The organism is Pseudomonas sp. NMS19W (assembly GCF_051554255.1).
Taxonomy (GTDB): domain Bacteria; phylum Pseudomonadota; class Gammaproteobacteria; order Pseudomonadales; family Pseudomonadaceae; genus Aquipseudomonas; species Aquipseudomonas kribbensis.
Map to the genome: position 1 here is coordinate 6396122 of NZ_CP136718.1, position 24994 is coordinate 6421115.

The window sequence follows — 24994 nt, forward strand, 5'->3', positions numbered from 1 at the left end:
TTTCTTAATTTCAACCGGCGCCGGCTCGATAGCGGCGCCAGAACTGAGCAGTTTTTAACCATGTCTGTGTTCACCCCCCTGGCTCGGCCCGAGCTGGAAACCTTTCTCGCCCCTTACGGGCTCGGCCGTCTGCTCGATTTCCAGGGGATCGCCGCCGGCAGCGAAAACACCAACTTCTTCATCAGCATGGAAAAGGGCGAGTTCGTCCTGACCCTGGTCGAGCGCGGCCCGGTGCAGGAAATGCCGTTCTTCATCGACCTGCTCGACGTCCTCCACGAAGCCGACCTGCCGGTGCCCTACGCACTGCGCACCACCGATGGCGTCGCCCTGCGCGAGCTGAAAGGCAAACCGGCGCTGTTGCAGCCGCGCCTGGCCGGCAAGCACATCAAGCAGGCCAACGCCCAGCATTGCGCGCAGGTCGGTGACTTGCAGGCGCACCTGCACCTGGCGACCCAGGGCGACAGCATGATCAAGCGCAAGACCGATCGTGGTCTGGACTGGATGCTGGAAGAGGGGACCGAGTTTCTCTCGCACCTGAGCGACGAGCCGCGTGCACTGCTGCAATCCGCGTTGGACGAAATCACCCAACAGAAAGAAAAAATTCTCGCGCTGCCGCGGGCGAACATCCACGCCGACCTGTTCCGCGACAACGCCATGTTCGAAGGCACGCACCTGACCGGGCTGATCGACTTCTACAACGCCTGCTCGGGACCGATGCTCTACGACGTGGCGATTGCCTTGAACGACTGGTGTTCGGACGATGATGGCCTGATTGACGGCCCACGTGCGCGGGCCTTCCTGGGTGCCTACGCGGCACTACGTCCGTTTACGGCAGCCGAGGCCGAGTTGTGGCCGACCATGCTGCGCGTGGCGTGCGTGCGGTTCTGGCTGTCGCGGTTGATCGCGGCGGAATCGTTCGCCGGGCAGGACGTGCTGATTCACGATCCGAAGGAGTTCGAGCAGCGTCTGGCGCAGCGTCAGCAGGTCAACACACCGCTGCCATTTGCCCTGTAAAAGAAAAAAACCGCAGCCTGTGCAGGCTGCGGTTTTTTTGTGTCAGAGCGACTCCAGGCAACCCGCCAGATCATTCCCCAGCTTCTCCAGCACTTGCTCATAACCTTGAGCCGTCGCCGGCGTGTAGCCGCCCAACGCGTCCAGTTCCGCCAGTTTCACCGGCAGGCCAGCCACCAGGGTTTCGGCCAGTCGTGGACGCAGCGGTGGCTCGCTGAACACGCAGGTCTTGCCGACTTCCTGCAAGCGCGCGCGCATTGCCGCGACATGCTGAGCGCCCGGCTGCACTTCCGCCGCCACGCTGAACACACCAGTGTGTTTCAGGCCGTAGGCATCTTCGAAGTAGTCGAAGGCTTCATGGAAGACGAAGTAGGGTTTGCCTTCAACACTGGCCAGACGCTTCTTCAAACGCTGATCCAGCGCATCGAGGCGCTCGTCAAACGCCTTGGCGTTGCTCTGGTAGCGTTCGGCATTGGCCGGATCGGCAGTGCTAAGGTCGGCGGCCATTTTGTCGGCAATAACCCGCGCGTTCACCGGCGATAGCCACAAATGCGCATCGAGGGTGCCTGGGCGGTGATCGTGATCATGCTCGTCGGCATCTTCGGCATGGGAGTGGCTGTCTTCGGCGAAGCGGCGCAGCTTCATGCCCGGCAAGTCCTGCACGGCGACGCTCGGCAGCGTACGACCGTTCAGCACGCGAGGCAGGAAACCTTCCATGTCCGGGCCGATCCAGTACAGCAGGTCCACCGATTGCACCTTGCGCACGTCGGAAGGGCGCAACGCATAGTTATGCGGCGAAGCCCCCGGCGGCAGCAGCACTTCCGGAATCGCCACGCCGTCCTGCACCGCAGCGGCAATCAATTGCAGCGGCTTGATGCTGGTGAGGACTCTGACTTCGGCCTGAGCCGAACCGATCAGCAGAAAACTGGCGACAAAGGCCACAAAAACAGAAAAAAGTCGGGACACGATGACCACTCAAGGAGGCGAGAACGGGTAACATAATAACGTCTCTAACCAAACTCGTCGCCGCTCATGCCTATTACCCCGATTGCCAGCCGTCCCCACGACCACTCTCATTGCGTCCACAGCGCCCTGTCCGAGGCCGATGCCTTGTGTGCACAGAAAGGCCTGCGCCTGACCGCATTGCGTCGGCGGGTGCTGGAACTGGTCTGGCAGAGCCACAAGCCGCTGGGTGCCTACGACATCCTCGCCGTGCTCAGCGAGCAGGACGGCCGCCGTGCTGCGCCGCCGACCGTGTACCGGGCGCTGGATTTCCTGCTGGAAAACGGTCTGGTACACCGCATTTCCTCGCTGAACGCCTTTGTCGGCTGTGTTCACCCGAAGCATTCGCACCAGGGCCAGTTCCTGATCTGCCGCGAGTGCCACGCCGCCATCGAGCTTGAGCAAAAAACCATCAGCGACGCCATCGTCCACAGCGCCAAGGACGTCGGCTTCATCGTCGAGGCCCAGACCGTCGAAGTGGTCGGCCTCTGCTCCGGTTGCCGGGGGCTTGATGAGCGATGCGTTGATCCGTCTGGAGCAGGTGGCTGTCCGGTTTGCGGGGCAGAACGTGCTGGACAACATTCACCTGAGCGTCGAGCCGGGGCAGATCGTCACTCTGATCGGCCCCAACGGCGCCGGCAAGACCACGCTGGTGCGCGCCGTGCTCGGGCTGCTGAAACCCGACAGCGGCAGCGTCTGGCGCAAGCCGAAACTGCGCGTCGGTTACATGCCGCAAAAGTTGCACGTCGATCCGACCCTGCCGCTGTCAGTCCTGCGCTTCCTGCGGCTGGTGCCGGGCGTTGACCGCCCCCGTGCGCTGGCGGCACTCAAGGAAGTCGGCGCCGAACACGTCATCGACAGCCCGGTGCAAAGCGTGTCCGGCGGTGAAATGCAGCGCGTACTGCTGGCCCGAGCGCTGTTGCGCGAGCCGGAACTGCTGGTGCTCGACGAACCGGTGCAAGGCGTCGATGTCGCCGGGCAAGCCGAGCTGTACAGCCTGATCACCCGGCTGCGCGACCGCCACGGTTGCGGCGTGCTGATGGTCTCTCACGACCTGCATCTGGTGATGAGCACCACGGATCAGGTGGTGTGCCTCAACCGTCACGTCTGCTGCTCCGGGCATCCCGAGCAGGTCAGTGGCGATCCGGCCTTTGTCGAGCTGTTCGGCAACCACGCGCCGAGCCTCGCGGTCTATCACCACCATCACGACCACGCCCACGACCTGCACGGCTCGGTGGTCAAAGGGCCTTTGACGGGCCAACCTCACGTTCACGGAGATAGCTGCAAGCATGGCTGATTTTCTGTTCTACGCCCTGCTTGCAGGTCTGGCGCTGGCGGTGGTCGCGGGGCCGCTGGGCTCGTTCGTGGTCTGGCGACGCATGGCCTATTTCGGCGACACCCTGTCCCACGCCGCACTGCTCGGCGTGGCGCTGGGCTTTCTGCTGGATGTCAGCCCGACGGTCGCAGTCACCGTGGGCTGCCTGCTGCTGGCGGTGCTGCTGGTGACTCTGCAACAGCGCCAGCCGCTGGCGTCCGACACGTTGCTGGGCATTCTTGCGCCGAGCACACTCTCTCTCGGCCTGGTGGTACTAAGCTTCATGCATGAAGTGCGGATCGACCTGATGGCCTATCTGTTCGGCGATCTGCTGGCGATCAGCCCGACTGACCTTGCCTGGATCCTCGGCGGCAGCGCGGCGGTATTGGTGCTGCTAGTGACGCTGTGGCGGCCACTGCTGGCGATCACCGTGCACGAAGAACTGGCCCGGGTCGAAGGCCTGCCGGTGGCCGGTTTGCGCATGGCGCTGATGCTGCTGATCGCAGTGGTGATCGCCGTGGCGATGAAAATCGTCGGTGTGCTGCTGATTACGTCGCTGTTGATCATCCCGGCAGCTGCGGCACAACGTCACGCCCGCTCGCCGGAGCAGATGGCACTGGGCGCGAGCCTGCTGGGCATGCTCGCCGTGTGTGGCGGGCTGGCATTGTCCTGGTTCAAGGACACCCCGGCCGGCCCGTCAATCGTTGTGACGGCGGCCGCACTGTTTCTGCTGAGTTTTGTTCTGCCCCGTCGAGGGGTGTAGACTTGCTCGTTTTTTGCGCAAATAGAGAGTCGCAGGAATGAAGCCGTTCGCCTCCCGTTATCTGCTCCTTGTCGCATTTTCAGTGCTGCTGGGCGCCTGCCAAAGCACGCCGCCGGTGGCCGAAGCCCCCGATGCGCGGGCCACGGCCATCGCACAGCTGGAGCAAAGCCTGGCCAGCAGCGAACTGGCCACTGCCGAAGACCAGTTGGCAGCCTTGCAGGCCGAAACGCCCAACGATCAGTCCCTTGAGCAGTACCAGCGCCAGTTGGCCGAAGCCTATCTCCGCCGCAGCCAGATCGTCCTGCAGAAGGGCGATGTGAATGCTGCTGCAACCGCTCTGGCCCGGGCCCGCGCGCTGATGCCAAAGGCCCCTGCGCTGACCGGTGGAGTCAATGGCGCCATCACCGAAGCGCGCAAGGCTGAGCTGGAAAAAGCCGAAGCAGCGCTCCTGGCCGCCGAAGCCAAGCCGAAAGCCAAGGTGATTGATCCGACCGCCGAGAGCACCACGGTTGCGCTGAATATCAACGATAGTCGCAAACTTCGCCGTCAACTCGATGCGATCGCCGCCGATGTGGTGAATTATGACTGTGCCGTGAGCATTCAGGCGCCGCGTACCAATGATTACCCATGGCTGGCGACGCTGATTACCAAGCGCGTGAAGAAACTCGATCCGGATTTCGATCTGCGGATCGAGAAGCAGATTTTGCGCACAGTCCCGGCGCAGATGGTTCTGAGCCCGCGCAAACCTTGAATTAACCGCAGCCTGCTGATCGCAGGCTGCGGTTTTTTTCAGGCCGGAATGGCCTTGGCTTTCGCCTCCCTATCCCAGACCCGATGCTGCCCGATCGCCGCAAAGAACGGCTTGGTCAGCGCTTTCACATCCTTGCCTTCGATCAATCCGGCATCCGCCTCCAGCTTCAGCACATCCAGCAACTGCTTGGCGTCACCGTGCAGCGCAATCGCCTTCAGGTGCTTGTACGCCTCCAGCAGGTAATGCAGCGCCACGCCGTCTCCGCTCAACGCCTTGACCGACGCCGCGCCGCCCGGCACGAACACCGCGTCGAACGCCACCGACGGCAAGCCTTCCATCGACGCATCCACCGCCAGGCTCTTGCCATCGGCGGTCTTCACTGGAGCCGAGGTCGGGCCGAGCAGTTTGGCGTGCGCGCCTTCTGCCGCCAGAGCCTTCTTCATTGCATCGATCGCGGCAGCATCGACGCCATTGGCTGCCAGAATCGCCACTTTTCGCGTCTTGATATTCTCCGGCAACAGGTTGGCCTGACTCAGTGCCGGCGAGTGATCCAGGGATGTCTTGCGCACCTCGACCGTGCCGTTGGCCGGCGCCGGCAAACCGAGGTTCTGAGCCACGCGCTTGGCCAGTTCCAGGTCGATATTGGCCAGAATCTCGTTCACTTCCCGGGCCCGAATGTGTTCCCGCTCGACCTTGCCCAGTTCGAAGCTGTAGGCCGAGATGATGTGTTCCTGCTCGTGCTTGCTCATGCTCTTGAAGAACAGACGCGCCTGGGAGAAGTGATCGCTGAACGACTCGCTGCGCTGACGGATCTTGTTGGCGTCGATGCGCTCCGCATAGCTCTCGAAACCGCCGTCTTGGGCGGCTGGCGGGGTTTCTTTCGGCCAGCCGCCATCGATGGAATTCGGCTCGTAAGACGCACGGCCCTTGTCGATCACCGTGCGGTGCTGGGCATCGCGCTGGCCGTTGTGGAAGGGCGCCACCGGGCGGTTGATCGGCAGCTCATGAAAGTTCGGCCCGCCGAGTCGGCTGATCTGCGTGTCGGTGTAGGAAAACAGCCGACCTTGCAGCAGCGGGTCATTGGAGAAGTCGATGCCCGGCACGATATGGCCGGGGCAGAACGCGACCTGCTCGGTTTCGGCGAAGAAATTGTCCGGGTTGCGGTTGAGGGTCATCTTGCCCAGCGGCGTGATCGGAACGATTTCCTCGGGAATCAGTTTGGTCGGGTCGAGGATGTCGAAATCGAAGTCGTGCTCGTTTTCCTCCTCGATGACCTGTACGCCAAGTTCCCATTCCGGGTAGTCCCCGGTCTCGATGGCCTCCCAGAGATCGCGCCGATGGTAGTCGGTGTCTTTACCGGCCAGCTTCTGCGCTTCGTCCCACACCAACGAACAAGTGCCGGCGGTAGGGCGCCAGTGGAATTTGACGAAGCGCGATTTGCCCTCGGCGTTGATCAGCCGGAAGGTGTGCACGCCGAAACCCTGCATGCTGCGCAGGCTTTTCGGGATGGCCCGGTCGGACATGGCCCAGATGACCATGTGCGCGGATTCCGGCACCAGCGACACGAAGTCCCAGAAGGTGTCGTGGGCCGAGCCACCGGTAGGCATTTCGTTGTGCGGTTCGGGTTTTACCGCGTGGACGAAGTCGGGAAACTTGATCGCGTCCTGGATGAAGAACACCGGCATGTTGTTGCCGACCAGATCGAAGTTGCCTTCGTCGGTGAAGAATTTCACGGCAAAACCGCGCACGTCACGCACGGTATCGCCGGAGCCCCGTGGCCCTTGCACCGTGGAAAAACGCACGAACACCGGTGTTTTCTTCCCCGGATCCCGCAGGAAACCGGCCTTGGTCAGCGCTGAATGATTCTCGTAAGTCTGAAAGAAACCATGGGCGCCGGTACCGCGGGCATGGACGATGCGCTCGGGAATCCGCTCATGGTCAAAGTGCGTGATTTTCTCACGCATGATGAAGTCTTCCAGCAGCGACGGCCCGCGCGGCCCGGCCTTCAAGGTGTTCTGATTGTCCGCGACCTTCACGCCCTGATTGGTGCGCAGGGCCTGGCCGGTGGCGTCGGAACGGAATTTTTCCAGGCTGTCGAGTTTGGCGTTGGTGTTGGCGCGATCCGGGGTGTCGGTGCCGGCCAGTTGGCTTTTGTCTGTGGCAGGTTTTTTCGTACTCATCAGTCGTGAACTCCTGTCTGCCCCGGCGTTGCGCCGGGACGCTTGAGTGGTTCCCGGGCACGGCACCCAGGGTTTTCAAGTCGCTTACCTAGTGACTGACGAGGGTTTTGGGCGTTCCTTTTTTATGACCTTTGATCCTGTTATTGCCAAATCGAAGGTTAATTGCGAAATAAATGCTAAGAACCTCTATACGGACAGGCTAAAATGCGCGCCCGGCTAACCGCTGATCCTTTTCCAACGCGCCCCACAAGGTTCGCTACGTGATCGAGTTTCAAAACGTCCATAAGACTTACCGCGTCGCCGGTAAGGACATCACCGCGCTGCATCCGACCAGTCTCTCCATCGAGAACGGTCAGGTGTTCGGCCTGATTGGCCATTCCGGCGCGGGAAAAAGTACCCTGCTGCGTCTGATCAATCGCCTGGAAGATTCCAGCGGCGGCAAGATCATCGTCGACGGCGAAGAAGTCACCGCGCTGGACGCCAACGGCCTGCGTCGTTTCCGTCAGCAGGTCGGGATGATCTTCCAGCACTTCAACCTGCTGGCATCCAAGACCGTGGCCGATAACGTTGCGCTGCCGCTGACCCTGGCCGGTGAACTGTCCCGCGCCGAGATCGACCAGCGTGTGGCCGAATTGCTGGCGCGGGTCGGTCTGTCCGATCACGCGAAGAAGTACCCGGCGCAGTTGTCCGGTGGCCAGAAGCAACGCGTCGGCATCGCCCGCGCCCTGGCGACCAAGCCGAAAATCCTGCTGTGCGACGAAGCCACCAGCGCTCTCGACCCGCAGACCACCGCTTCGGTCCTGCAACTGCTGGCCGAGATCAACCGCGAGCTGAAACTGACCATCGTGCTGATCACCCACGAGATGGACGTGATCCGCCGTGTCTGCGATCAGGTGGCGGTGATGGACGCCGGCGTGATCGTCGAACAGGGTTCGGTGGCTGAGGTGTTCCTGCATCCGAAGCACCCGACCACCAAGCGTTTCGTGCAGGAAGACGAGCAGATCGACGAAAGCGAGCAGCGCGATGACTTCGCTCACGTGCCGGGCCGCATCGTGCGTCTGACCTTCCAGGGCGAAGCGACCTACGCGCCGCTGCTGGGTACCGTCGCCCGGGAAACCGGCGTGGACTACAGCATACTGGCCGGTCGCATCGACCGCATCAAAGACATTCCTTATGGGCAATTGACCCTCGCCGTCACCGGTGGCGACATGGAAGCGGCCTTTGCCCGCTTCACCGCCGCTGACGTTCACATGGAGGTGTTGCGCTAATGGCAGACCTGATGAGTTTCTTCACCAATATCGACTGGTACGAAATCTGGCTGGCCACCGGCGACACCATGATGATGCTCGGCGGTTCGCTGCTGTTCACCGTGTTGCTCGGCCTGCCGCTGGGCGTGCTGTTGTTCCTCTGCAGCCCGCGTCAGTTGCTCGAAGCCAAGGGCGTATATGCGCTGCTGTCGCTGGTGGTGAACATCCTGCGTTCGTTGCCGTTCATCATTCTGTTGATCGTGATGATCCCGTTCACCGTGCTGATCACCGGCACCTCGCTGGGTGTGGCCGGTGCGATTCCACCGCTGGTGGTAGGTGCGACGCCGTTCTTCGCGCGTCTGGTGGAAACCGCCCTGCGTGAAGTGGATCGCGGGATCATCGAAGCGACCCAGTCCATGGGCGCGACCACTCGCCAGATCATCATGAACGCCTTGCTGCCGGAGGCCCGTCCGGGCATCTTCGCAGCGATTACGGTGACGGCGATTACACTGGTTTCCTACACGGCGATGGCCGGTGTGGTCGGCGCCGGTGGTCTGGGTGACCTGGCTATCCGTTTCGGTTACCAGCGTTTCCAGACCGACGTGATGATCGTCACCGTGGTGTTGCTGCTGATTCTGGTGCAAGTGCTGCAAATGGTCGGCGACCGGCTGGTCGTGCATTTCTCGCGCAAATAACCCGGTTTGGTAATCAAAAAATGAGCCGGCCATTCGCTGGCAGGTGCCACACGGGCACCTCAAAAGGAGTTAGCTGAATGAAAAAACTGATCGCTGCTTTCGCTGCCGTAGCCGCTTTTTCGGCCCACGCTGAAACCCTGACCGTTGCCGCCACTCCGGTGCCGCACGCGGAAATCCTCGAATTCGTGAAGCCGGCACTGGCCAAAGAAGGTGTGGATCTGAAGGTCAAGGTCTTCACCGACTACATCCAGCCGAACGTGCAGGTAGCCGAAAAGCGACTGGACGCCAACTTCTTCCAGCACCAGCCGTACCTCGATGAGTTCAACAAGGCCAAGGGCACCAGCCTGGTGGCCGTGACCGGTGTGCACCTGGAGCCGCTGGGCGCCTACTCGAGCAAGATCAAGAAAATCGAAGACCTGCAAGGCGGCGCAAACGTGGTGATCCCGAACGACGCCACCAACGGCGGCCGTGCGCTGTTGCTGCTGGACAAGGCGGGCGTGATCAAGCTGAAGGATTCGAAAAACATCCTGTCCACCGTCAAGGACATCGCCGAAAACCCGAAAGACCTGAAGATCCGTGAACTGGAAGCCGCGACCATCCCGCGCGTGCTGACCCAGGTCGACCTGGCGCTGATCAACACCAACTACGCGCTGGAAGCCAAGCTGGATCCTTCCAAGGACGCGCTGGTCATCGAAGGCAACGACTCGCCTTACGTGAACATCCTGGTGTCCCGTGCGGACAACAAGGACAGCGACGCCATGAAGAAACTGGCTGAAGCCCTGCACAGCCCGGAAGTGAAGAAATTCATTACCGAGAAGTACAAGGGTGCGGTGTTGCCGGCGTTCTGATCCCGGCTTACAGGCATAAAAAAACCGCAGCTCAGGCTGCGGTTTTTTTTGGTCCGGGTTTTTACTTGCGGTTCAGCATCACCGGCAACTGCGCCACCAGCTTGGCATTGTTCAACGGCGCCCGAATAAATCCACGCTGCGTCCCGTCCGGCCCGATCACCGCCAGATTCCCACTGTGATCAACGGTGTAGTTCGGCTTGCTGGTATCCGCCGGAATGAACGGAATGCTCACCGCGTTGGCCACCTTCTGCAGCTCCTCGATCGACTTCGGCGTGAGACCAATGAACTGCGGATCGAAGTAGCCCAGGTACTGCTTCAGCTGCGCAGGGTTGTCGCGGTTCGGGTCGACGCTGATCAGCACGATCTGCAATTTATCCACAGCATCCTTCGGCAGTTCGCTCTTGATCTGACGCAGTTGGGCGAGGGTGGTCGGGCAGATGTCGGGGCAGAAGGTGTAGCCGAAGAACAGCAGGCTCCACTTGCCCTTGAGCTCGTTGACCGTGACCGGTTGGCCGTCCTGATTGGTCATCGTCACGTCCGGCAGGTTGCGGCTCTGCGGCAGCAGGATGATGCCGGCGTCGATCAGCGCGGTCGGGTCGCCCTGGCCCTTGCCGCTCAGCACTTTGTTGACGGTCAGGCCGAGGATCAGCGCGATCACGGCCACGAGGATGAAGACGGTTTTCTGGGTTCGAGTCATAGGTTCAACAGTAAGTAGTGGTCTACGAGCAGGGCGATGAACAGCAGAAACAGGTACCAGATAGAGTACTTGAAGGTGTTGATCGCCGCGTGCGGCCGAGTGCCACGGTACAGCACCACGGCCCATTGCAGAAACCTCGCGCCCAGCCCGAGGGCGCAGATCAGGTACAGCGCGCCGCTCATGTGGATCACGTACGGCAACAGGCTGACCGCCAGCAGGGCGAAGGTGTACAGCAGAATGTGCACCTTGGTGTAGTGCTCGCCGTGGGTGACCGGCAGCATCGGAATGTCGGCCTTGGCGTATTCCTCTTTGCGGTGAATCGCCAGCGCCCAGAAGTGCGGCGGAGTCCAGGCGAAGATGATCAGCACCAGCAGCAACGGTTCGGCACCGATATGGCCGGTGGCGGCGGTCCAGCCGAGCAGCGGCGGTGCGGCGCCGGCGAGGCCGCCGATGACGATGTTCTGTGGCGTCGCGCGTTTGAGGAAACCGGTGTAGATCACCGCGTAGCCGAGCAGCGAGGCCAGGGTCAGCCACGCGGTCAGCGGATTGGTGAAGGTCAGTAGCAAGGCCTGGCCGAGCAGCGCCAATATCAGCGCAAAGGTCAGTGCCGCAGTGGGCGAAACCCGGCCTTCGGCCAGCGGCCGTTTGTGGGTGCGCGCCATGACCGCATCGATGCGCCGGTCCACCACATGATTGACCGCCGCCGCACCACCGGCACACAACGCGATCCCCAGGTTGCCGAACACCAGCACCGTCCACGGCACGCCGGCGCGGGTCGCGAGGAACATGCCGACCAGCGAGGTGATCAGCATCAGCACCACGACTTTCGGTTTGGTCAGCTCCAGGTAATCACGCCACAACGCCTGTGCGTGACGCTCGCCGATCAGAATCGCCATGGCGTCTCTCCTTTTAGGGTGATGGGCGCCGCCGAGGGTTTACGCGGGCTCAGGCGCCAGCGCGCGAGCATCGGTTGCTTGACCCGGACCAGACTGGTCCGCGTGTGATAGTTGACCAGCACCATGGTCAGCAGCAGCGCTGCGCCGCCGGCGTTGTGCGCCACGGCCACCGGCAGCGGCAGATGAAACAGCACGTTGCTGATACCGAGGGTGATCTGCGCGCCGAGCGCAACCAGTACCAGCCCGGCCAGTCGCGTCATGCCCACCCCTTTCAGTTGCCACGCCAGACCGAGCAGGACAATCGTCACCAGCAGGGCGCCGATGCGATGGGTCAGATGAATCGCCGTGCGTGCATCGCTGTCGAGTTGCCCGCCGAGGTAGTTGGGGCCGATGTGCTGGGTCAGGTGAAAGCCGTTGGCGAAATCCGCCGGTGGCAGCCATTGGCCGTGGCAGGTTGGGAAGTCGATGCAGGCCACCGCCGCATAGTTGGAACTGACCCAGCCACCCAGTGCGATCTGGCCGATCACCAGCAACAACCCGGCGGTGGCCCAATATTGCAGACGCTTGGGCACGGTCAGCGCCGGCAGCACGCCGGACAGTCGCAAGGTCAGCAAAAAAAGCAGACTTAAGGTCGCGAAGCCACCGAGCAAATGCCCGGTCACCACTTGCGGCCAGAGCTTGAGCGTCACCGTCCACATGCCGAACGCCGCCTGGGCAAACACCACCGCCAGCAGAAACAGCGGCAGTTTCAACGGTTGCCCGGGATGACGACGATTGACCCACGCCCGCCCGGCCAGAATCGAAATCAACATGCCGAGGGTGCCGGCGAAGTAGCGGTGGATCATCTCGTTCCAGCCTTTGTGCGCCTCCACCGGCGAGTCCGGGTAATGCAGTTCGGCATGGGCCAGTTGGGCTTCGCTTTTCGGCACGCTGATGAAGCCGTAGCAGCCCGGCCAGTCAGGGCAGCCGAGGCCGGCGTGGGTCAGGCGGGTGTAGGCGCCGAGCAGCACCACGATCAGTGCCAGCAGGGTGGCAAACAGCGCGAGGCGAAATCCAGGTTTGGCCATGACGATGCCCTTATCCGATGTTCGACAGTTTCAGCAGGTGGCGCAGGTCGTTGAGCAGATCCTTGCCCTTAACACTCGGGTCGTAGCGCAGCACGAGATTGCCGTGGGGGTCGATGATCCACAGCTGCGGCGTGGCCTTGTCGCCGGTGGCCTTGCTGAATGCGGCGGCGTCCAGCGGATAGCGTTGCAGCTGCGGATATTCGCGAGTCAGCTTGGCTTCGTAGTCGGCCGGCAGCGGTTGTGCGGCGGCGAGGGCGTGGCTGGCGCGGCCGGCATCGCGGCCGAGGCCGATCTGGATCTGCCGTGCCAGGTACACCAGTTGCTGGCAGTCCACCGCACAGTCTTTGGGCGCGGTCACCAGCATCTGCCAGCGTTCTTCGCCAGCCGTCACGCCGAGGTCGGCGCGGCTCTGGCCGTTGCCGATCAGTTCGCCGTGATAGCTGCGTCCTTCCGGGACCCAGAACTGCAGCTTGTACATGCCGGTGGCGAGGATCATCGGGCCGATCACGCCGAGCAGGATCAACAGCAGTTGAATGCGCCCGCGGCGGCGACCGGCCGGGGCTTTGGCTTCAGACATGCTGGGTGGATTCATGGCCGCTCCCATGGTGTTTCTCCTTCGCGTTGTGCAATCCGAGGTAGATGTAGAGACCGAACAGGGCGGTGGCCATGGCGAACCACTGCACGGCGTAGCCGAGGTGTTTTTCCGGGCCCATGGCGACTACCGGCCAGTCGGCCTGATAGCTGGCGGGACCAGGTTCTGCGCGCAGCTCGTAAGCGAAGCCGTCGCGCTCGAGGGTTTTCCACAATTTGGCCGGCTCGACGGCGGTGACGGTTTGTGGCCAGGTGCTGCTGACCGGGTCGGCGTGCAACTGGAAGGTCGCGCCGGGGGCGACATACACCCAGGCATCGACATTCACGGCATCGGCCGGTGTCTTGAATTGCGGGGTAACGCGGCGGTCCGGCCACGGCAGCCAGCCGCGATTGACCAGCAGCCACAGGCCGGTGCGCTGATCCTGAAACGGTTGCAGCAATTCGACGCCGACCTTGCCGTCCCGCTGCCGGTTGTCCAGCAGCAGGCTGTGCGCCGCATCGAACTGGCCATGCAGATGCACCCGGCGGAAGGCCGGATCGGCGCTGTGCAGCAGCTCGGTGCTTGCCATCGGCTCGGCGGCGCGGCGCTCGGCGTAACTGGCGAGCAGGGCGGTTTTCTCCGCGCCCCGGCCCAGTTGCCAGAAGCCCAGCGAAATCAGCAGCGGCAGCAGCAAGGCGACCACCAGCGTCGGCACGACGCCCGGCCGGAAGCGCTTCATGGCCGCGCCAGAAAAGCAGTGAATGCGACCGCTATACTTGATTGCATCGCCTGTATCCCCGGAGTCTTCCCATGCTCAAAACAGCTATCGTCCTGATGCTGATTGCCACGGTGATCAGCCTGTTCAGCGGCCTGTTTTTCCTGGTCAAGGACGACAGCAGTTCAAATCGCCTGGTCATCGCCTTGAGTGTTCGGGTGGCATTGGCCGCTTGCACCGTCGGCTTGATTGCCTGGGGTTTCTACAGCGGCCAACTGGTGTCGCACGCGCCCTGGTAGCTGCAAGCGCCAAGCTACAAGCTACAAGCCTTACCGTTTTGACTTGAAGCTTGTAGCTCGCGGCTTGCAGCTGCTGTTAAAGCACATAAACGAAGATGAACAAGCCGATCCACACCACATCGACGAAGTGCCAGTACCAGCTCGCGGCTTCGAAGCCGAACTGGTGCTCGTTGTCGAAGTGGCCCTTCATGATGCGCATCAGCATCACGAATAGGATGATCGTGCCGATGGTCACGTGGGCGCCGTGGAACCCGGTGAGCATGAAGAACGTCGCGCCGTAGATCCCCGAACCGAGGGTCAGGCCCAGTTCGTGATAGGCGTGCATGTACTCCTCGGCCTGCAAGGCGAGGAAGCCGCAACCCAGCAGCACGGTAATCGCCAGCCAGATTTTCAGCGCACCGCGATGGCCTTTCTTCAGGGCATGGTGGGCGATGGTGATGGTCACGCTGGAACTCACCAGCAGAATCGTGTTGACCAGCGGCAGGCCCCAGGGACTGATGACTTCCTTGGGCGGCGGGAACAGTTTCGGGTCGGGTGTGTGCAGCAGCGGCCAGGTGAACTGGAAGTTCGGCCAGAGCATGTGCGCAATGCCTTTGGTGCCTTCGCCGCCCAGCGCCGGACCGGAAATGTGCCGCACGTAGAACAGCGCGCCGAAGAAGGCGATGAAGAACATCACCTCGGAGAAGATGAACCAGCTCATGCCCCAGCGGAACGAGCGGTCCAGCTGCGGGCTGTACAACCCCGCGCGGCTTTCCTTGATCACCGCGCCGAACCAGCCGAACAGCATGTACGCCAGCAACAGCCCGCCGACGAAAAAGATGTACGGCCCGTGGGATTCCGGGCGTGCAGCCTTCAGATCGTTGAACCAGGTAGCCAGGCCGTAGACGGTGATGACCATGCCGAAGGTGGCGATGATCGGCCACTTGCTCTGGGCCGGGACGTAATAGTGCTCATGAGTTGCCATTTATTGTTCTCCTTATCGGGCACGCTTAACCGCCAGTGTTTGCAGCCACCGGAGGATGTCGGGCGGTGATATCGAACAGCGTGTAGGACAGCGTCAGGTGCTTCACGTCCTTGGGCATGTCGCGGTCAACGATGAAGCGTACCGGCATCTCGATCTGCTGACCGGGCTGCAGCACCTGCTGGGTAAAGCAAAAGCATTCGGTCTTGTGGAAATACGCCGCCGCTTCGCTCGGGGCGATGCTCGGCACGGCCTGGGCGCTCATCGGCTTGTCGGTGGGATTGCGGGCGATGAAGATCATCTCGTTCACCCCGCCCGGATGGGCGACCAGTTCCTCACCCTTGGGATAGAACTCCCAGGGCATGTCGGCGTTGTTCATCGACAGGAACTGCACCCGCACCTGTCGCGAGTTATCCACAACCTGCTCGCCCTCGTACTGCCCGGCGGTCTTGCCGTTGATGCCGAACGCCTTGCACATCACGTCGTAGATCGGCACCAAAGCAAAACCGAAAACAAACATCGCCACCACCACGCCCAGCAGTCGGGTCACCAGTTTCTTCAGCGAAATCGAGTCAGCCATGGCGGCGGCCCTCAAGGGCTACAGGGTTCATTTCACTTCCGGCGGCGTGGTGAAGGTGTGATACGGCGCCGGCGACGGCACGCTCCACTCCAGACCTTCGGCGCCATCCCACGGTTTGGCCGGTGCCGGCTCGCCGCCGCGGATGGTCTTGATCACGATGAACAGGAAGAAGATCTGCGTGGCACCGAACATGAACGCGCCGATCGACGAGACCATGTTGAAGTCGGCGAACTGCAGGTTGTAGTCCGGAATCCTTCGTGGCATCCCCGCCAGTCCCACGAAGTGCATCGGGAAGAACGTCAGGTTCATGCCGACGAAGGACAGCCAGAAATGCAGCTTGCCCAGGGTTTCGTCGTACATGTGGCCGGTCCATTTCGGCAGCCAGTAATAAGCCGAGGCGAAGATCCCGAAGATCGCACCCGGCACCAGCACGTAGTGGAAGTGCGCCACCACGAAGTAGGTGTCCTGGTACTGGAAGTCCGCCGGGGCGATGGCCAGCATCAGCCCGGAGAAACCGCCGATGGAGAACAGGATCACGAACGCCACGGCAAACAGCATCGGCGTCTCGAAGGTCAGCGAGCCTTGCCACATGGTGCTGGCCCAGTTGAACACCTTCACCCCGGTCGGCACCGCGATGAGCATCGTCGCGTACATGAAGAACAACTCGCCCACCAGCGGAATGCCCACCACGAACATGTGGTGCGCCCAGACGATGAACGACAGGAACGCGATGCTCGCCGTGGCGTAGACCATCGAGGTGTAGCCGAACAGCGGCTTGCGCGAGAAGGTCGGGATGATCTGGCTGACGGCGCCGAAGGCCGGCAGGATCATGATGTACACCTCGGGGTGGCCGAAGAACCAGAACACATGCTGGAACAGCACCGGGTCACCGCCACCGGCGGCACTGAAGAAACTGGTGCCGAAGTGGATGTCCATCAGCATCATCGTCACGCACCCGGCCAGCACCGGCATTACCGCGATCAGCAGGAACGCGGTGATCAGCCAGGTCCAGACGAACAGCGGCATTTTCATCAACGTCATGCCGGGGGCACGCAGGTTGAGGATGGTGGCGATCACGTTGATCGCGCCCATGATCGAACTGATCCCCATCAAGTGGATGGCGAAGATGAAGTAGGTCACGCTTTCCGGCGCATAGGTGGTGGACAGCGGCGCATAGAACGTCCAGCCGAAGTTCGGCCCGCCACCGGGGGTGAACAGGGTCGACACCAGCAACAGGAACGCCGCCGGCAGCAGCCAGAAGCTGAAGTTGTTCATCCGTGGCAGGGCCATGTCCGGCGCGCCGATCATCAACGGGATCATCCAGTTGGCGAGGCCGACGAACGCCGGCATCACCGCACCGAAGACCATCACCAGGCCGTGCATGGTGGTCATCTGGTTGAAGAACGCCGGTTCGACGATCTGCAGGCCGGGCTGGAACAGCTCGGCGCGGATCACCATGGCGAACGAGCCGCCGAGCAGGAACATGCAGAACGCGAACCACAGGTACAACGTGCCGATGTCCTTGTGGTTGGTGGTCAGCACCCAACGCATCAGGCCTTTGGCGGGGCCGTGGGCGTGGTCGGCATGACCGTGGTCATCGATGACAGCGCTCATGGCCGGTCTCCTTCAAGTGAGTGGACTTGGCAGGCCGGGGCGCCTTGCCCCGGCCGGTTCACGAAGTACGCAATAGACCGGCTCATTTGCTTTCCGCCTGTTTCAGCTCCAGCACTTCTTTTGGCGTGACCATGTCGCCCTTGTTGTTGCCCCAGGCGTTACGTTCGTAGGTCACGACCGCTGCGATATCGACTTCCGAGAGTTGCTTGCCGAACGCCGCCATGGCGGTGCCCGGTTTGCCGAAGTACACGCGGTGCAGGTGATCGGCTTTCGGCCCGGTGGCAATCGGCGAGCCCTTGAGCGCCGGGAACATCGGCGGCAGACCCTGGCCTTCGGCCTGGTGACAGGCCACGCAGGTGGTGTGGTAGATCTTGTCGCCGCGCTCCTTGAGCTCGTCGAGGGTCCATTCCTTGCTGGTCAGCTCCTTGAGCTGCGCCGCCTCGGCCTTGCGGTCGGCCAGCCATTTTTCGTAGTCGGCCTTTTCCTTGACGTCGACCACGATCGGCATGAAGCCGTGATCCTTGCCGCACAGCTCGGCGCACTGGCCACGGTAGATGCCGGGCTTGTCGATGCGTGTCCAGGCTTCGTTGACGAATCCGGGGATCGCATCGCGCTTGACCGCGAAGGCCGGCACCCACCAGGAGTGGATCACGTCGGCGGAAGTCACGAGGAAGCGCACCTTGGCGCCGATCGGCAGCACCAATGGCTTGTCGACCTCGAGCAGGTAATGCTCGCCCTTGGCTTCCTTGTTGTGGATCTGTTCGGCGGGGGTGGCCAGGTTGCTGAAGAACTCGACGTCCTGGCCCAGGTATTTGTAATGCCACTTCCACTGATAGCCGGTGATCTGGATATCGATATCCGGCTCACTGGTGTCGTACATGCGGATCAGCGTGGCGGTCGCCGGAACGGCCATCGCCACCAGGATCAGCAGCGGGACGACGGTCCAGAGAATCTCGACGGTGGTGCTTTCGTGGAATTTTGCGGCGACCTGCCCGGTAGAACGGCGGTGCACCATCATCGACCAGAACATGGCGCCGAAGACGATGATCCCGATCACCACACAGATCCAGAAAATGGTCATGTGCAGGTCGAATACTGCGTGACTGATTTCAGTCGCTCCAGGCGCCATATTCACAGTCCAGGCGGCTTGCACCGGGCTGAAAATCGACCACAACAGGAGGCCCATCCAGACGTGTGGATGTCGCATCATTGCGGGTTCCCCTTATCGTTCTTGTTATCCCGCCGGCTTTCGCCTGCGGCAAGGGAGCGGCTGCATCAGACTACGAACTTGAATCGCCGGGCCTTGCTGCGGGTGCAGTCGGGCGTCATCAGCTAACTCCATTCAATGGCGAGTATAGACAGCGGCGGAAAAATGCAATGTGCGGACGTAAATCGAATGAAACAGCTGGCACTTGCGTTCCAGGGCACGAATGGAGAAGGATGCAGACGAGTGGTGGCAAACCGATATAACGCAGGTGTATCAAGGATGAAATAATTATGACAAATGCGTCTTAGCATTTTTCGTAAGCCAGCTAAGTTATGTCTTCCCTATTTCATTGCCTTGTTTCCTGGAGTTTTCATGAACACCGCCGCATTGCGCGAGCAGATCCACATAGCCCGACAACACGAGATCGAAACCGGAAAGCTGACCCGTCAGCTCGAAAATCAACTGCAACACCTGCACCCGGCCATCCAGTTGCCGGAAACCGACGCCAACGGCGTGCTGACGCGTTTTGTCGCCGCCTACATCGATGAAGTGCCAGACCTGCTGGATGCAGCCAATGAAGTCGCCAGGGAAGCGGGAATCGAGTCACAGATCAAACCGGTGCTGAAAATCGCCGAACAGTACTTTCTCCAGCCGCCGGTCGGCCTGGACAGTCTGCTGGACGAGGCCTATCTGGCCCACCGCTTTGTCGAAGAGGTCAACGACCTGTACATCAAGCATTTCGGCCAGCCACTGATCCCCCTGGACATGACGGTCGCCAATCTGATTGCTCACCAGTTGCTCGGTGAGGAATTTGCCAATCAACTCGATGAAGTGGTGCACCACGCGGTGGACAGCATGCTCGACGACGACAGCTTTGCGCTGGAGTCGGTGGAAGCCTACCGCGAGAAACTCAGCAGCCCGGACACCGGTGCGGCGTGGAAGCGCTGGCCGTGCATGAGCCGCCGTCTGGGCGTGGGCCTGGAACTGGATCAGCCTGCGGCTTGATCTCGGCGCAAACGATTGGGGGAACAGATTGCTCTGTTCCCCCAGGTTTTTTCAGCCTGCCGCACCGATGCCGGTGGTGGTACGGATTCTCCCCTCAAGCCTGCGTTTCAGTCCGCGCGACTCGATCAACAGCTTCGAACCCTTGGTCGCATTGGCCCGGCCCCACTCTTCCAGCAGTTCCAGACAGGAATGGTCGATGTAGCTCAGGTTGTTGAGCGGCACATGCACCGTCGTGCCCGGCGGAATGCTGCCCAGCACCTGCGTCAGTGCCGGTACCTTGAGGAATGTCGCCGCGCCCACCAGACGCAACTCCATCTCCCCGTCCTGCGGCAGATCGATCAGGCTTATTTTCAGTCGCGAAGCCTTGAACGCCAGTTTCACCAGGGTCAGACCGAAACCGATCAACACGCCGGTCAACAGGTCGGTGAAGATGATCGCCAGCGCTGTCGCCGCGTAGGTGAACATCGGCATCCGGCCATAGCGCCCCAGGCCACGAAAGGCCTTGAGGTCCACCAGTTTGAAACCGGTGTAGACCAACACCCCGGCCAGGCTCGCCACCGGAATGCTTTGCAGCAGACTCGACAGCAACAGCACGAAGGCCAGCAGCCACAGACCATGGAAAATCGTCGAGTAGCGCGTGGTCGCGCCAGCCTGGACGTTGGCCGAGCTGCGTACGATCACCCCGGTCATGGGCAGTGCGCCCACCAGCCCGCAGAGCATGTTGCCGACCCCTTGCGCCGACAGTTCACGGTCGAAGTCCGAACGCGGACCGCTGTGCATGCGATCCACCGCAGCAGCGGACAGCAGGGTTTCGGCGCTGGCGATGAAGGCCACGGCGAATGCGGCGATCAGCAGCGTCGGGTCGGCCAGGCTCAGCAGATCCGTCGGCTTCAGCCAGTCGATGGCTTCGGCCAGATTCGCCGGTACTTCAACCCGCTTTATCTGCAATGCCAGCAGCAGACTGGCGCCGGTTGCCAGGCCGACACCGAGCAGCGCGCCGGGAATGAAACGCAGCGAGTGCGGACGGAATTTCTCCCACAGCCACATCACGGCGATGGTCGACAGCCCGAGCAACCCGGCCTGCCAGCCAAAGGACGGCAAAGCCTGCGCCACTGCGCCGGGGAACGCCGTCAGGTTGTCCAGCCCGGAGGGTTTCGGCGCGGCATCCAGCATCACATGCACCTGTGAGAGCACGATCAGCACACCGATCCCCGCGAGCATCCCGTAGACCACCGCTGGCGCCGTGACCCGGAACCAGCAACCGAGCTTCAGACGCCCGGCCACCAGTTGCAGAAAACCGGCGAGCAGCAGGATCGGCCCGAGCATCTCGATCCCGTGCTGGCGCACCAGCTCGAACACCAGTACCGCCAGCCCCGCCGCCGGCCCGCTGACCTGCAACGGCGACCCTGCCAGCCAGCCCACCACCAGACCACCGATGATCCCGGTAATCAGGCCTTTGGCCGGCGGCAACCCTGAAGCAATCGCAATGCCCATGCACAGTGGCAGGGCGACCAGAAACACAACCACCGAAGCCAGCAGCTCCCGTGGCAACACCGCTTTCAATTGAGCCGCACGCATGATGACTCTCCCGAAGTTTTCTTCAGGCGTGGCGAAGCCGGGTCGCTTGAACAGCGACCGGCGTCGGACCACACGGATTTTTAGGAGGATTCAGAAGCGCGCTTTGGGCGTCGCCACCGGAATCGGATGGCTGCCGTCGAGCGGCAGGAAGCGTCCCTGATCCGCGTCGTAAGCTTTGATTTCACTGGTTTCGATGTTGTAGACCCAGCCATGGATGAACAGATGACCGTTCGCCATGCGCGAGGCTACCGAAGGATGGGTACGCAAGTGCTGCAGTTGGGCGATGACGTTTTCCTCGGTGAGGATCGGCATGCTCTCTTTTTCGTCGGTGCAGTTGCAGTTGTCATGCACCATGGTTTTCGCGACTTCGGCGTGGCGCAGCCAGGCTTTGACCGTCGGCATCTTTTCCAGGCTGCCCGGGTTGAGTACCGCGCGCATGGCGCCGCAATCGGAATGGCCGCAAATGATGATGTGTTGCACGCCAAGGGCCAGTACCGCGTATTCGATGGCGGTGGAAACGCCGCCGTTCATCTGGCCGTAGGGGGGAACCACGTTACCGACGTTACGGGTCACGAACAGATCGCCGGGGAGCTCTGGGTGATCAGTTCGGGAACGATGCGCGAGTCGGCGCAAGTGATGAACATCGCCCGTGGCGACTGGGCCGTGGCGAGTTTCTTGAAGAGTTCTTCCTGCTGCGGGAAGACCTCATGATGAAAATGCAAAAAGCCGTCAACGATATGTCGCAGTGCTGCATCGGCGGAATCCGCCCCGGGGACGGCTTGCGCCGACGCAGCCAACGGCTGTTTATCCTTGTCACTCATGATTCATCCTCTTTGGCGGATTCGGGGAGTCATTCCCGTGTATTCCGGTATGAAGCCAGTGGCTGTTTAAAACATCCGGGCCATCCCGACCCGTCAGTCACTCGATGAACACGGTAACCGCTGAAACTTAACTCAAACTGAATCAAAGGCTCTAGAACGTGTGTTCCAGGTCACAAAAAACGTGACCGGCGTGAATCTGGTCAGTCATTCCCTCCTTAAATCAGCGCCATCTGGCGACCCGGCGGACAAAAAGCTGTGCAGTCGAGATTGAAACCTTCGCGGTGATTGAGTCCCAGTCGTTTCAATGCCTTGGCGAAGCGTTGCGCGAGCAGGTCGGCAAACGGCCCTTCACCGCGCATGCGTGCACCAAAACGGCTGTCGTACAGTTCGCCGCCACGGCTCTGGCGGATCAGGCTCAACACATGGGCGGCGCGCTGCGGGTAATGCGCCTCGAGCCATTCCTCGAACAGCGGCGCCACCTCCAGCGGCAGGCGCAGCATCATGTACGCGGCGCTCTGGGCGCCGGCAGCGTGGGCTTCGGTCAGCAGGCTTTCGATTTCGCTGTCGTTGATCATCGGAATCATCGGCGAACACAGCACGCCGACCGGAATCCCCGCCTCGCGCATCACCCGGATCGCCCGCAACCGGGCCTTGGGCGCGGCGGCCCGGGGTTCGAGGATGCGTTTGAGCTCATCGTCCAGGGTGGTCAGGCTGATCATCACCGCCACCAGCCGTTGCTGCGCCAGTTCGGTGAGCAGGTCGAGGTCGCGCAGGATCAGCGAGCCCTTGGTGACGATGGTTACCGGGTGTCGGTAGCGCAGCAGCACTTCGAGGGTCTGGCGCGTGATTTTGTGTTCGCGTTCGATCGGTTGATACGGGTCGGTGTTGGAGCCCAGATTGATTGGCGCGCACTGATAGCCCTTCTTGCCAAGCTGTTCCTCCAGCACCTGGGCAGCGTTGGTCTTGGCGATCAGCTTCGTTTCGAAATCCAGCCCCGGCGACATGTCCCAATAGGCGTGGCTCGGTCGTGCGTAGCAATAAATGCAGCCATGCTCGCAGCCGCGATAGGGATTGATCGAGCGGTCGAAGGGCAGGTCCGGGGAGGTGTTGCGGGTGATGATGGTTTTTGCCGTCTCGAAACTGACTTCGGTGCCCTGGGTCAGTGGCACTTCCTGAAACCAGCCGTCGTCCTCGGCCACCGAACGGCTCGGCGCGAAGCGGTTGTGCGGATTGGTGGCGGTGCCGCGACCGCGTGGGGGCAAGAGGCTGGTCATCACGGGTTCCCTTGATCTGTATATGCATACAGTATCTGCAAGGTCGCGGATGATCCACTACCGTTCGGCCGTCCATCAATAATACGCACGGTTAGTTGTAAGTTTGTTTAGATGTAAAGTTGTAATGGTGCAAATTGAAGAAACATAAGTCGGCTGTTCGTTTGCTATTCAAATTCGTAGTATTCACCCCGCTTCACAGCACTTGAATATATAAAAGACAAAAGGAATTGATGATGTCGTTTTTTAATTCGCGCGGTATTTTTCTGCAACTGATGCAGCCCGGCCCATCGGAACCCAATACACTGGTTTCCATGCAACTTGCACGTAAGGAACTGGGCTGGGATGCCGAGGCTGGCGAGCAGACTGAAAGGCTGGTTGACCCGATTTTTGTTACCGCAACCTCCAGGGATGGTGGCCATACCTTCAGCATTGGCCGTCTGGAGCACGATGTGGATCGTGACGGTGAAATCGGTGAGCAGGATCGGGCCAAACTGGTTGCCCTGGCCAAAGCCTATGCCAGTATTACCAATCCGTAACAACTATTGAATGAATAACCCCTGCATGACTGATCATGCAGGGGTAATTGCGTTTAGTTGTGACTTGTTACTTGCCCAAGGTCACCGGCCGATGTTGTAGTCATATCGTCGGTACGTAACTTGGCAACGTCTTTTGCAGTGACGGCGGAGCCCTTGTTACCCCAACTTCCACGAATAAAACTCACCACATCCGCCACTTCCTGATCCGACAGACGCCAGGCGAAACCCGGCATGGTGAAGGTGGACGGTGCCGTGTGCGTCGCAGGCAGGGTGCCGCCCTTGAGCACGATGTGGATGAGCGAGGTCGGATCTTCCGATTGCAGCACCGGATTGCCCGCCAACGCCGGGAACACCCGGGTGTAGCCATGGCCGTCAGTGCGGTGGCAGGCCGCGCAGTTGTCGATGTACACCGAGGCGCCGCGCTGGCTGTCGTCACCGTTCCACAAGGCCTTGGCAGCTTTCTCGTCATACTGGTGCGGCTGGTCGGCAGGATCGTTGGCCGGCAGCGATTTCAGGTAGCGGGCAATCGCGGTCAGGTCGGCATCGGTCATGTACTGCATGCTGTGGGTGACCACGTCGCTCATGCCGCCGAACACCGCACTGCGGTCGCTGCGGCCGGTCTTGAGGAACTGCACCAGTTGCTCTTCGCTCCAGCTGCCGAGGCCGTCCTTGTGGTCGCCGCGCAGGCTTTTGGCGATCCAGCCTTCCAGCGGCGCACTGCCCGATAGAAAACTGCTGCCTTCGGCCGCACTCAGGGATTTTTCCTGCATGGTCAGGGCCCGTGGCGTATGGCAGGCGCCGCAATGTCCGAGGCCTTCCACCAGATAGGCCCCACGGCTGACGACGGCATCGTCCGACGCGGGTTTGTAGTCCTCGACCTTCGGCGCGAACAGCCAGCGCCAACCCATCAGCGGCCAGCGCATGCTCAATGGCCACGGGATATCACTGGCCTTGTTTTCCTGTGCCACCGGTTCAACGCCGTGCATGAAGTAGGCGTACAGCGCCTGCATGTCATCCTGACTGACGCGGGCGTAGGACGGGTAGGGCATCGCCGGGTACAACGTACTACCGTTTTTGGCGACGCCATGACGTACGGCTTGGTCGAACTCCTCGAAGCTGTAGCCGCCCAGCCCGGTGTTGTCCGGGGTGATGTTGGTCGAGTAGATCGTGCCGATCGGCGTCTCCATCGGCAGACCGCCGGCGAAGGGCTTGCCGTCCTTGGCCGTGTGGCAAGCCACGCAGTCCCCGGCACGTGCGAGGTATTCGCCTTTCTTGATCAAGGATTGATCAACTTCGGCACTGTGAGCGGCAACGCTGCCAAGCAGCGCCAGGGTCGCGATAACGAGAGTCTTCATGGTCAT

Annotated in this window: 24 protein-coding genes and 2 pseudogenes; 11 read left to right on the forward strand and 15 right to left on the reverse strand. The window is 61.4% G+C overall.

Annotated elements, in window-relative coordinates:
* The first annotated feature begins 60 nt into the window (after positions 1-60).
* Entirely contained in the window at positions 61-1014 is a 954-nt protein-coding gene (locus tag R1A29_RS29435) for a homoserine kinase (protein ID WP_438300271.1), read from the forward strand.
* A gap of 42 nt (positions 1015-1056) precedes the next feature.
* Here the strand turns inward: R1A29_RS29435 and R1A29_RS29440 are convergent, their stop codons facing one another.
* Complete coding sequence (locus R1A29_RS29440) at positions 1057-1986, reverse strand: zinc ABC transporter substrate-binding protein (protein WP_438300272.1); 930 nt, start codon at positions 1984-1986, stop codon at positions 1057-1059.
* A gap of 57 nt (positions 1987-2043) precedes the next feature.
* Here R1A29_RS29440 and R1A29_RS29445 point away from each other — a divergent pair.
* The 4 genes and pseudogenes from R1A29_RS29445 to R1A29_RS29460 form a co-directional block, all read left to right on the forward strand.
* Positions 2044-2517 (forward strand): annotated as a pseudogene (locus R1A29_RS29445) (Fur family transcriptional regulator); the annotation flags it as partial.
* A gap of 7 nt (positions 2518-2524) precedes the next feature.
* Positions 2525-3310, forward strand: coding sequence for a zinc ABC transporter ATP-binding protein ZnuC (gene znuC / locus R1A29_RS29450; RefSeq protein WP_169428258.1), 786 nt, complete (start codon positions 2525-2527; stop codon positions 3308-3310).
* Positions 3303-4091: a zinc ABC transporter permease subunit ZnuB gene (gene znuB / locus R1A29_RS29455; RefSeq protein WP_065260666.1), complete on the forward strand. Its 789-nt coding sequence runs from the start codon at positions 3303-3305 to the stop codon at positions 4089-4091. The genes znuC and znuB overlap by 8 nt, the downstream gene beginning before the upstream one ends.
* A gap of 37 nt (positions 4092-4128) precedes the next feature.
* Positions 4129-4842, forward strand: a complete 714-nt coding sequence (locus tag R1A29_RS29460) for a PA5502 family lipoprotein (RefSeq protein WP_438300273.1) — start codon at positions 4129-4131, stop codon at positions 4840-4842.
* Between the two features lie 38 nt (positions 4843-4880).
* Here R1A29_RS29460 and katE read toward each other — a convergent pair whose 3' ends face one another.
* On the reverse strand, positions 4881-7088 hold the full coding sequence (gene katE, locus R1A29_RS29465; RefSeq protein WP_438300274.1) for a catalase HPII: 2208 nt from the start codon (positions 7086-7088) through the stop codon (positions 4881-4883).
* Positions 7089-7282: 194 nt separating this feature from the next.
* On the opposite strand from katE, the gene R1A29_RS29470 reads away from it, so the two are divergent.
* From R1A29_RS29470 to R1A29_RS29480, 3 genes are all read left to right on the forward strand, one after another.
* Positions 7283-8290: a methionine ABC transporter ATP-binding protein gene (locus R1A29_RS29470; protein WP_085713036.1), complete on the forward strand. Its 1008-nt coding sequence runs from the start codon at positions 7283-7285 to the stop codon at positions 8288-8290.
* On the forward strand, positions 8290-8964 hold the full coding sequence (locus R1A29_RS29475) for a methionine ABC transporter permease (protein ID WP_065260662.1): 675 nt from the start codon (positions 8290-8292) through the stop codon (positions 8962-8964). Before R1A29_RS29470 ends, R1A29_RS29475 begins: the two co-directional genes overlap by 1 nt.
* Positions 8965-9041: 77 nt before the next feature.
* A complete protein-coding gene (locus R1A29_RS29480) occupies positions 9042-9812 on the forward strand; it encodes a MetQ/NlpA family ABC transporter substrate-binding protein (RefSeq protein ID WP_438300275.1) in 771 nt (256 codons plus the stop codon).
* Between the two features lie 61 nt (positions 9813-9873).
* On the opposite strand, the gene R1A29_RS29485 is transcribed toward R1A29_RS29480, so the two are convergent.
* From R1A29_RS29485 to R1A29_RS29505, 5 genes are read right to left on the reverse strand one after another with little or no spacing between them, the layout of a single operon-like run.
* On the reverse strand, positions 9874-10509 hold the full coding sequence (locus R1A29_RS29485; protein WP_438300276.1) for an SCO family protein: 636 nt from the start codon (positions 10507-10509) through the stop codon (positions 9874-9876).
* The gene (gene cyoE, locus R1A29_RS29490; RefSeq protein WP_438300277.1) at positions 10506-11405 is read right to left on the reverse strand and encodes a heme o synthase; all 900 of its coding nucleotides are present in this window, start codon (positions 11403-11405) and stop codon (positions 10506-10508) included. The genes R1A29_RS29485 and cyoE overlap by 4 nt, the downstream gene beginning before the upstream one ends.
* Entirely contained in the window at positions 11393-12472 is a 1080-nt protein-coding gene (locus R1A29_RS29495) for a COX15/CtaA family protein (RefSeq protein WP_438300278.1), read from the reverse strand. The genes cyoE and R1A29_RS29495 overlap by 13 nt, the downstream gene beginning before the upstream one ends.
* 10 nt (positions 12473-12482) lie before the next feature.
* Positions 12483-13076 carry a hypothetical protein gene (locus R1A29_RS29500; RefSeq protein WP_438300279.1) on the reverse strand — a complete coding sequence of 198 codons (594 nt, stop codon included), beginning with the start codon at positions 13074-13076 and terminating at the stop codon, positions 12483-12485.
* Positions 13042-13782, reverse strand: coding sequence for an SURF1 family protein (locus R1A29_RS29505; protein ID WP_248744377.1), 741 nt, complete (start codon positions 13780-13782; stop codon positions 13042-13044). The genes R1A29_RS29500 and R1A29_RS29505 overlap by 35 nt, the downstream gene beginning before the upstream one ends.
* A gap of 71 nt (positions 13783-13853) precedes the next feature.
* Here R1A29_RS29505 and R1A29_RS29510 point away from each other — a divergent pair, with 71 nt between their 5' ends.
* Positions 13854-14057: a twin transmembrane helix small protein gene (locus R1A29_RS29510; protein WP_158832290.1), complete on the forward strand. Its 204-nt coding sequence runs from the start codon at positions 13854-13856 to the stop codon at positions 14055-14057.
* A 76-nt stretch (positions 14058-14133) separates the two neighbouring features.
* On the opposite strand, the gene R1A29_RS29515 is transcribed toward R1A29_RS29510, so the two are convergent.
* The 4 genes from R1A29_RS29515 to coxB all read right to left on the reverse strand — a co-directional run bounded on the left by R1A29_RS29515 (position 14134) and on the right by coxB (position 18422).
* Complete coding sequence (locus tag R1A29_RS29515) at positions 14134-15021, reverse strand: cytochrome c oxidase subunit 3 (protein ID WP_085713030.1); 888 nt, start codon at positions 15019-15021, stop codon at positions 14134-14136.
* 25 nt (positions 15022-15046) lie between these two features.
* Entirely contained in the window at positions 15047-15598 is a 552-nt protein-coding gene (locus R1A29_RS29520; RefSeq protein ID WP_085713029.1) for a cytochrome c oxidase assembly protein, read from the reverse strand.
* Between the two features lie 27 nt (positions 15599-15625).
* Positions 15626-17212, reverse strand: coding sequence for a cytochrome c oxidase subunit I (gene ctaD, locus R1A29_RS29525; RefSeq protein WP_114880897.1), 1587 nt, complete (start codon positions 17210-17212; stop codon positions 15626-15628).
* Positions 17213-17294: 82 nt separating this feature from the next.
* Entirely contained in the window at positions 17295-18422 is a 1128-nt protein-coding gene (coxB, locus tag R1A29_RS29530) for a cytochrome c oxidase subunit II (RefSeq protein WP_248740282.1), read from the reverse strand.
* Positions 18423-18791: 369 nt separating this feature from the next.
* Between coxB and R1A29_RS29535 the strand changes: the two genes are divergently transcribed.
* On the forward strand, positions 18792-19424 hold the full coding sequence (locus R1A29_RS29535; RefSeq protein WP_065260651.1) for a hypothetical protein: 633 nt from the start codon (positions 18792-18794) through the stop codon (positions 19422-19424).
* A 51-nt stretch (positions 19425-19475) separates the two neighbouring features.
* Here the strand turns inward: R1A29_RS29535 and R1A29_RS29540 are convergent, their stop codons facing one another.
* From R1A29_RS29540 to R1A29_RS29550, 3 genes and pseudogenes are all read right to left on the reverse strand, one after another.
* Positions 19476-21002 (reverse strand): SulP family inorganic anion transporter, encoded by a 1527-nt coding sequence (locus R1A29_RS29540; RefSeq protein WP_438300280.1) that lies wholly within the window; start codon positions 21000-21002, stop codon positions 19476-19478.
* 90 nt (positions 21003-21092) lie between these two features.
* Positions 21093-21823, reverse strand: a pseudogene (locus R1A29_RS29545) (carbonic anhydrase).
* Positions 21824-22038: 215 nt separating this feature from the next.
* Complete coding sequence (locus R1A29_RS29550; RefSeq protein WP_408987655.1) at positions 22039-23097, reverse strand: PA0069 family radical SAM protein; 1059 nt, start codon at positions 23095-23097, stop codon at positions 22039-22041.
* Between the two features lie 233 nt (positions 23098-23330).
* On the opposite strand from R1A29_RS29550, the gene R1A29_RS29555 reads away from it, so the two are divergent.
* Positions 23331-23633, forward strand: coding sequence for a hypothetical protein (locus R1A29_RS29555; protein ID WP_085713023.1), 303 nt, complete (start codon positions 23331-23333; stop codon positions 23631-23633).
* A gap of 53 nt (positions 23634-23686) precedes the next feature.
* Here the strand turns inward: R1A29_RS29555 and R1A29_RS29560 are convergent, their stop codons facing one another.
* Positions 23687-24988 (reverse strand): c-type cytochrome, encoded by a 1302-nt coding sequence (locus R1A29_RS29560; RefSeq protein ID WP_438300281.1) that lies wholly within the window; start codon positions 24986-24988, stop codon positions 23687-23689.
* Positions 24989-24994: the final 6 nt, after the last annotated feature.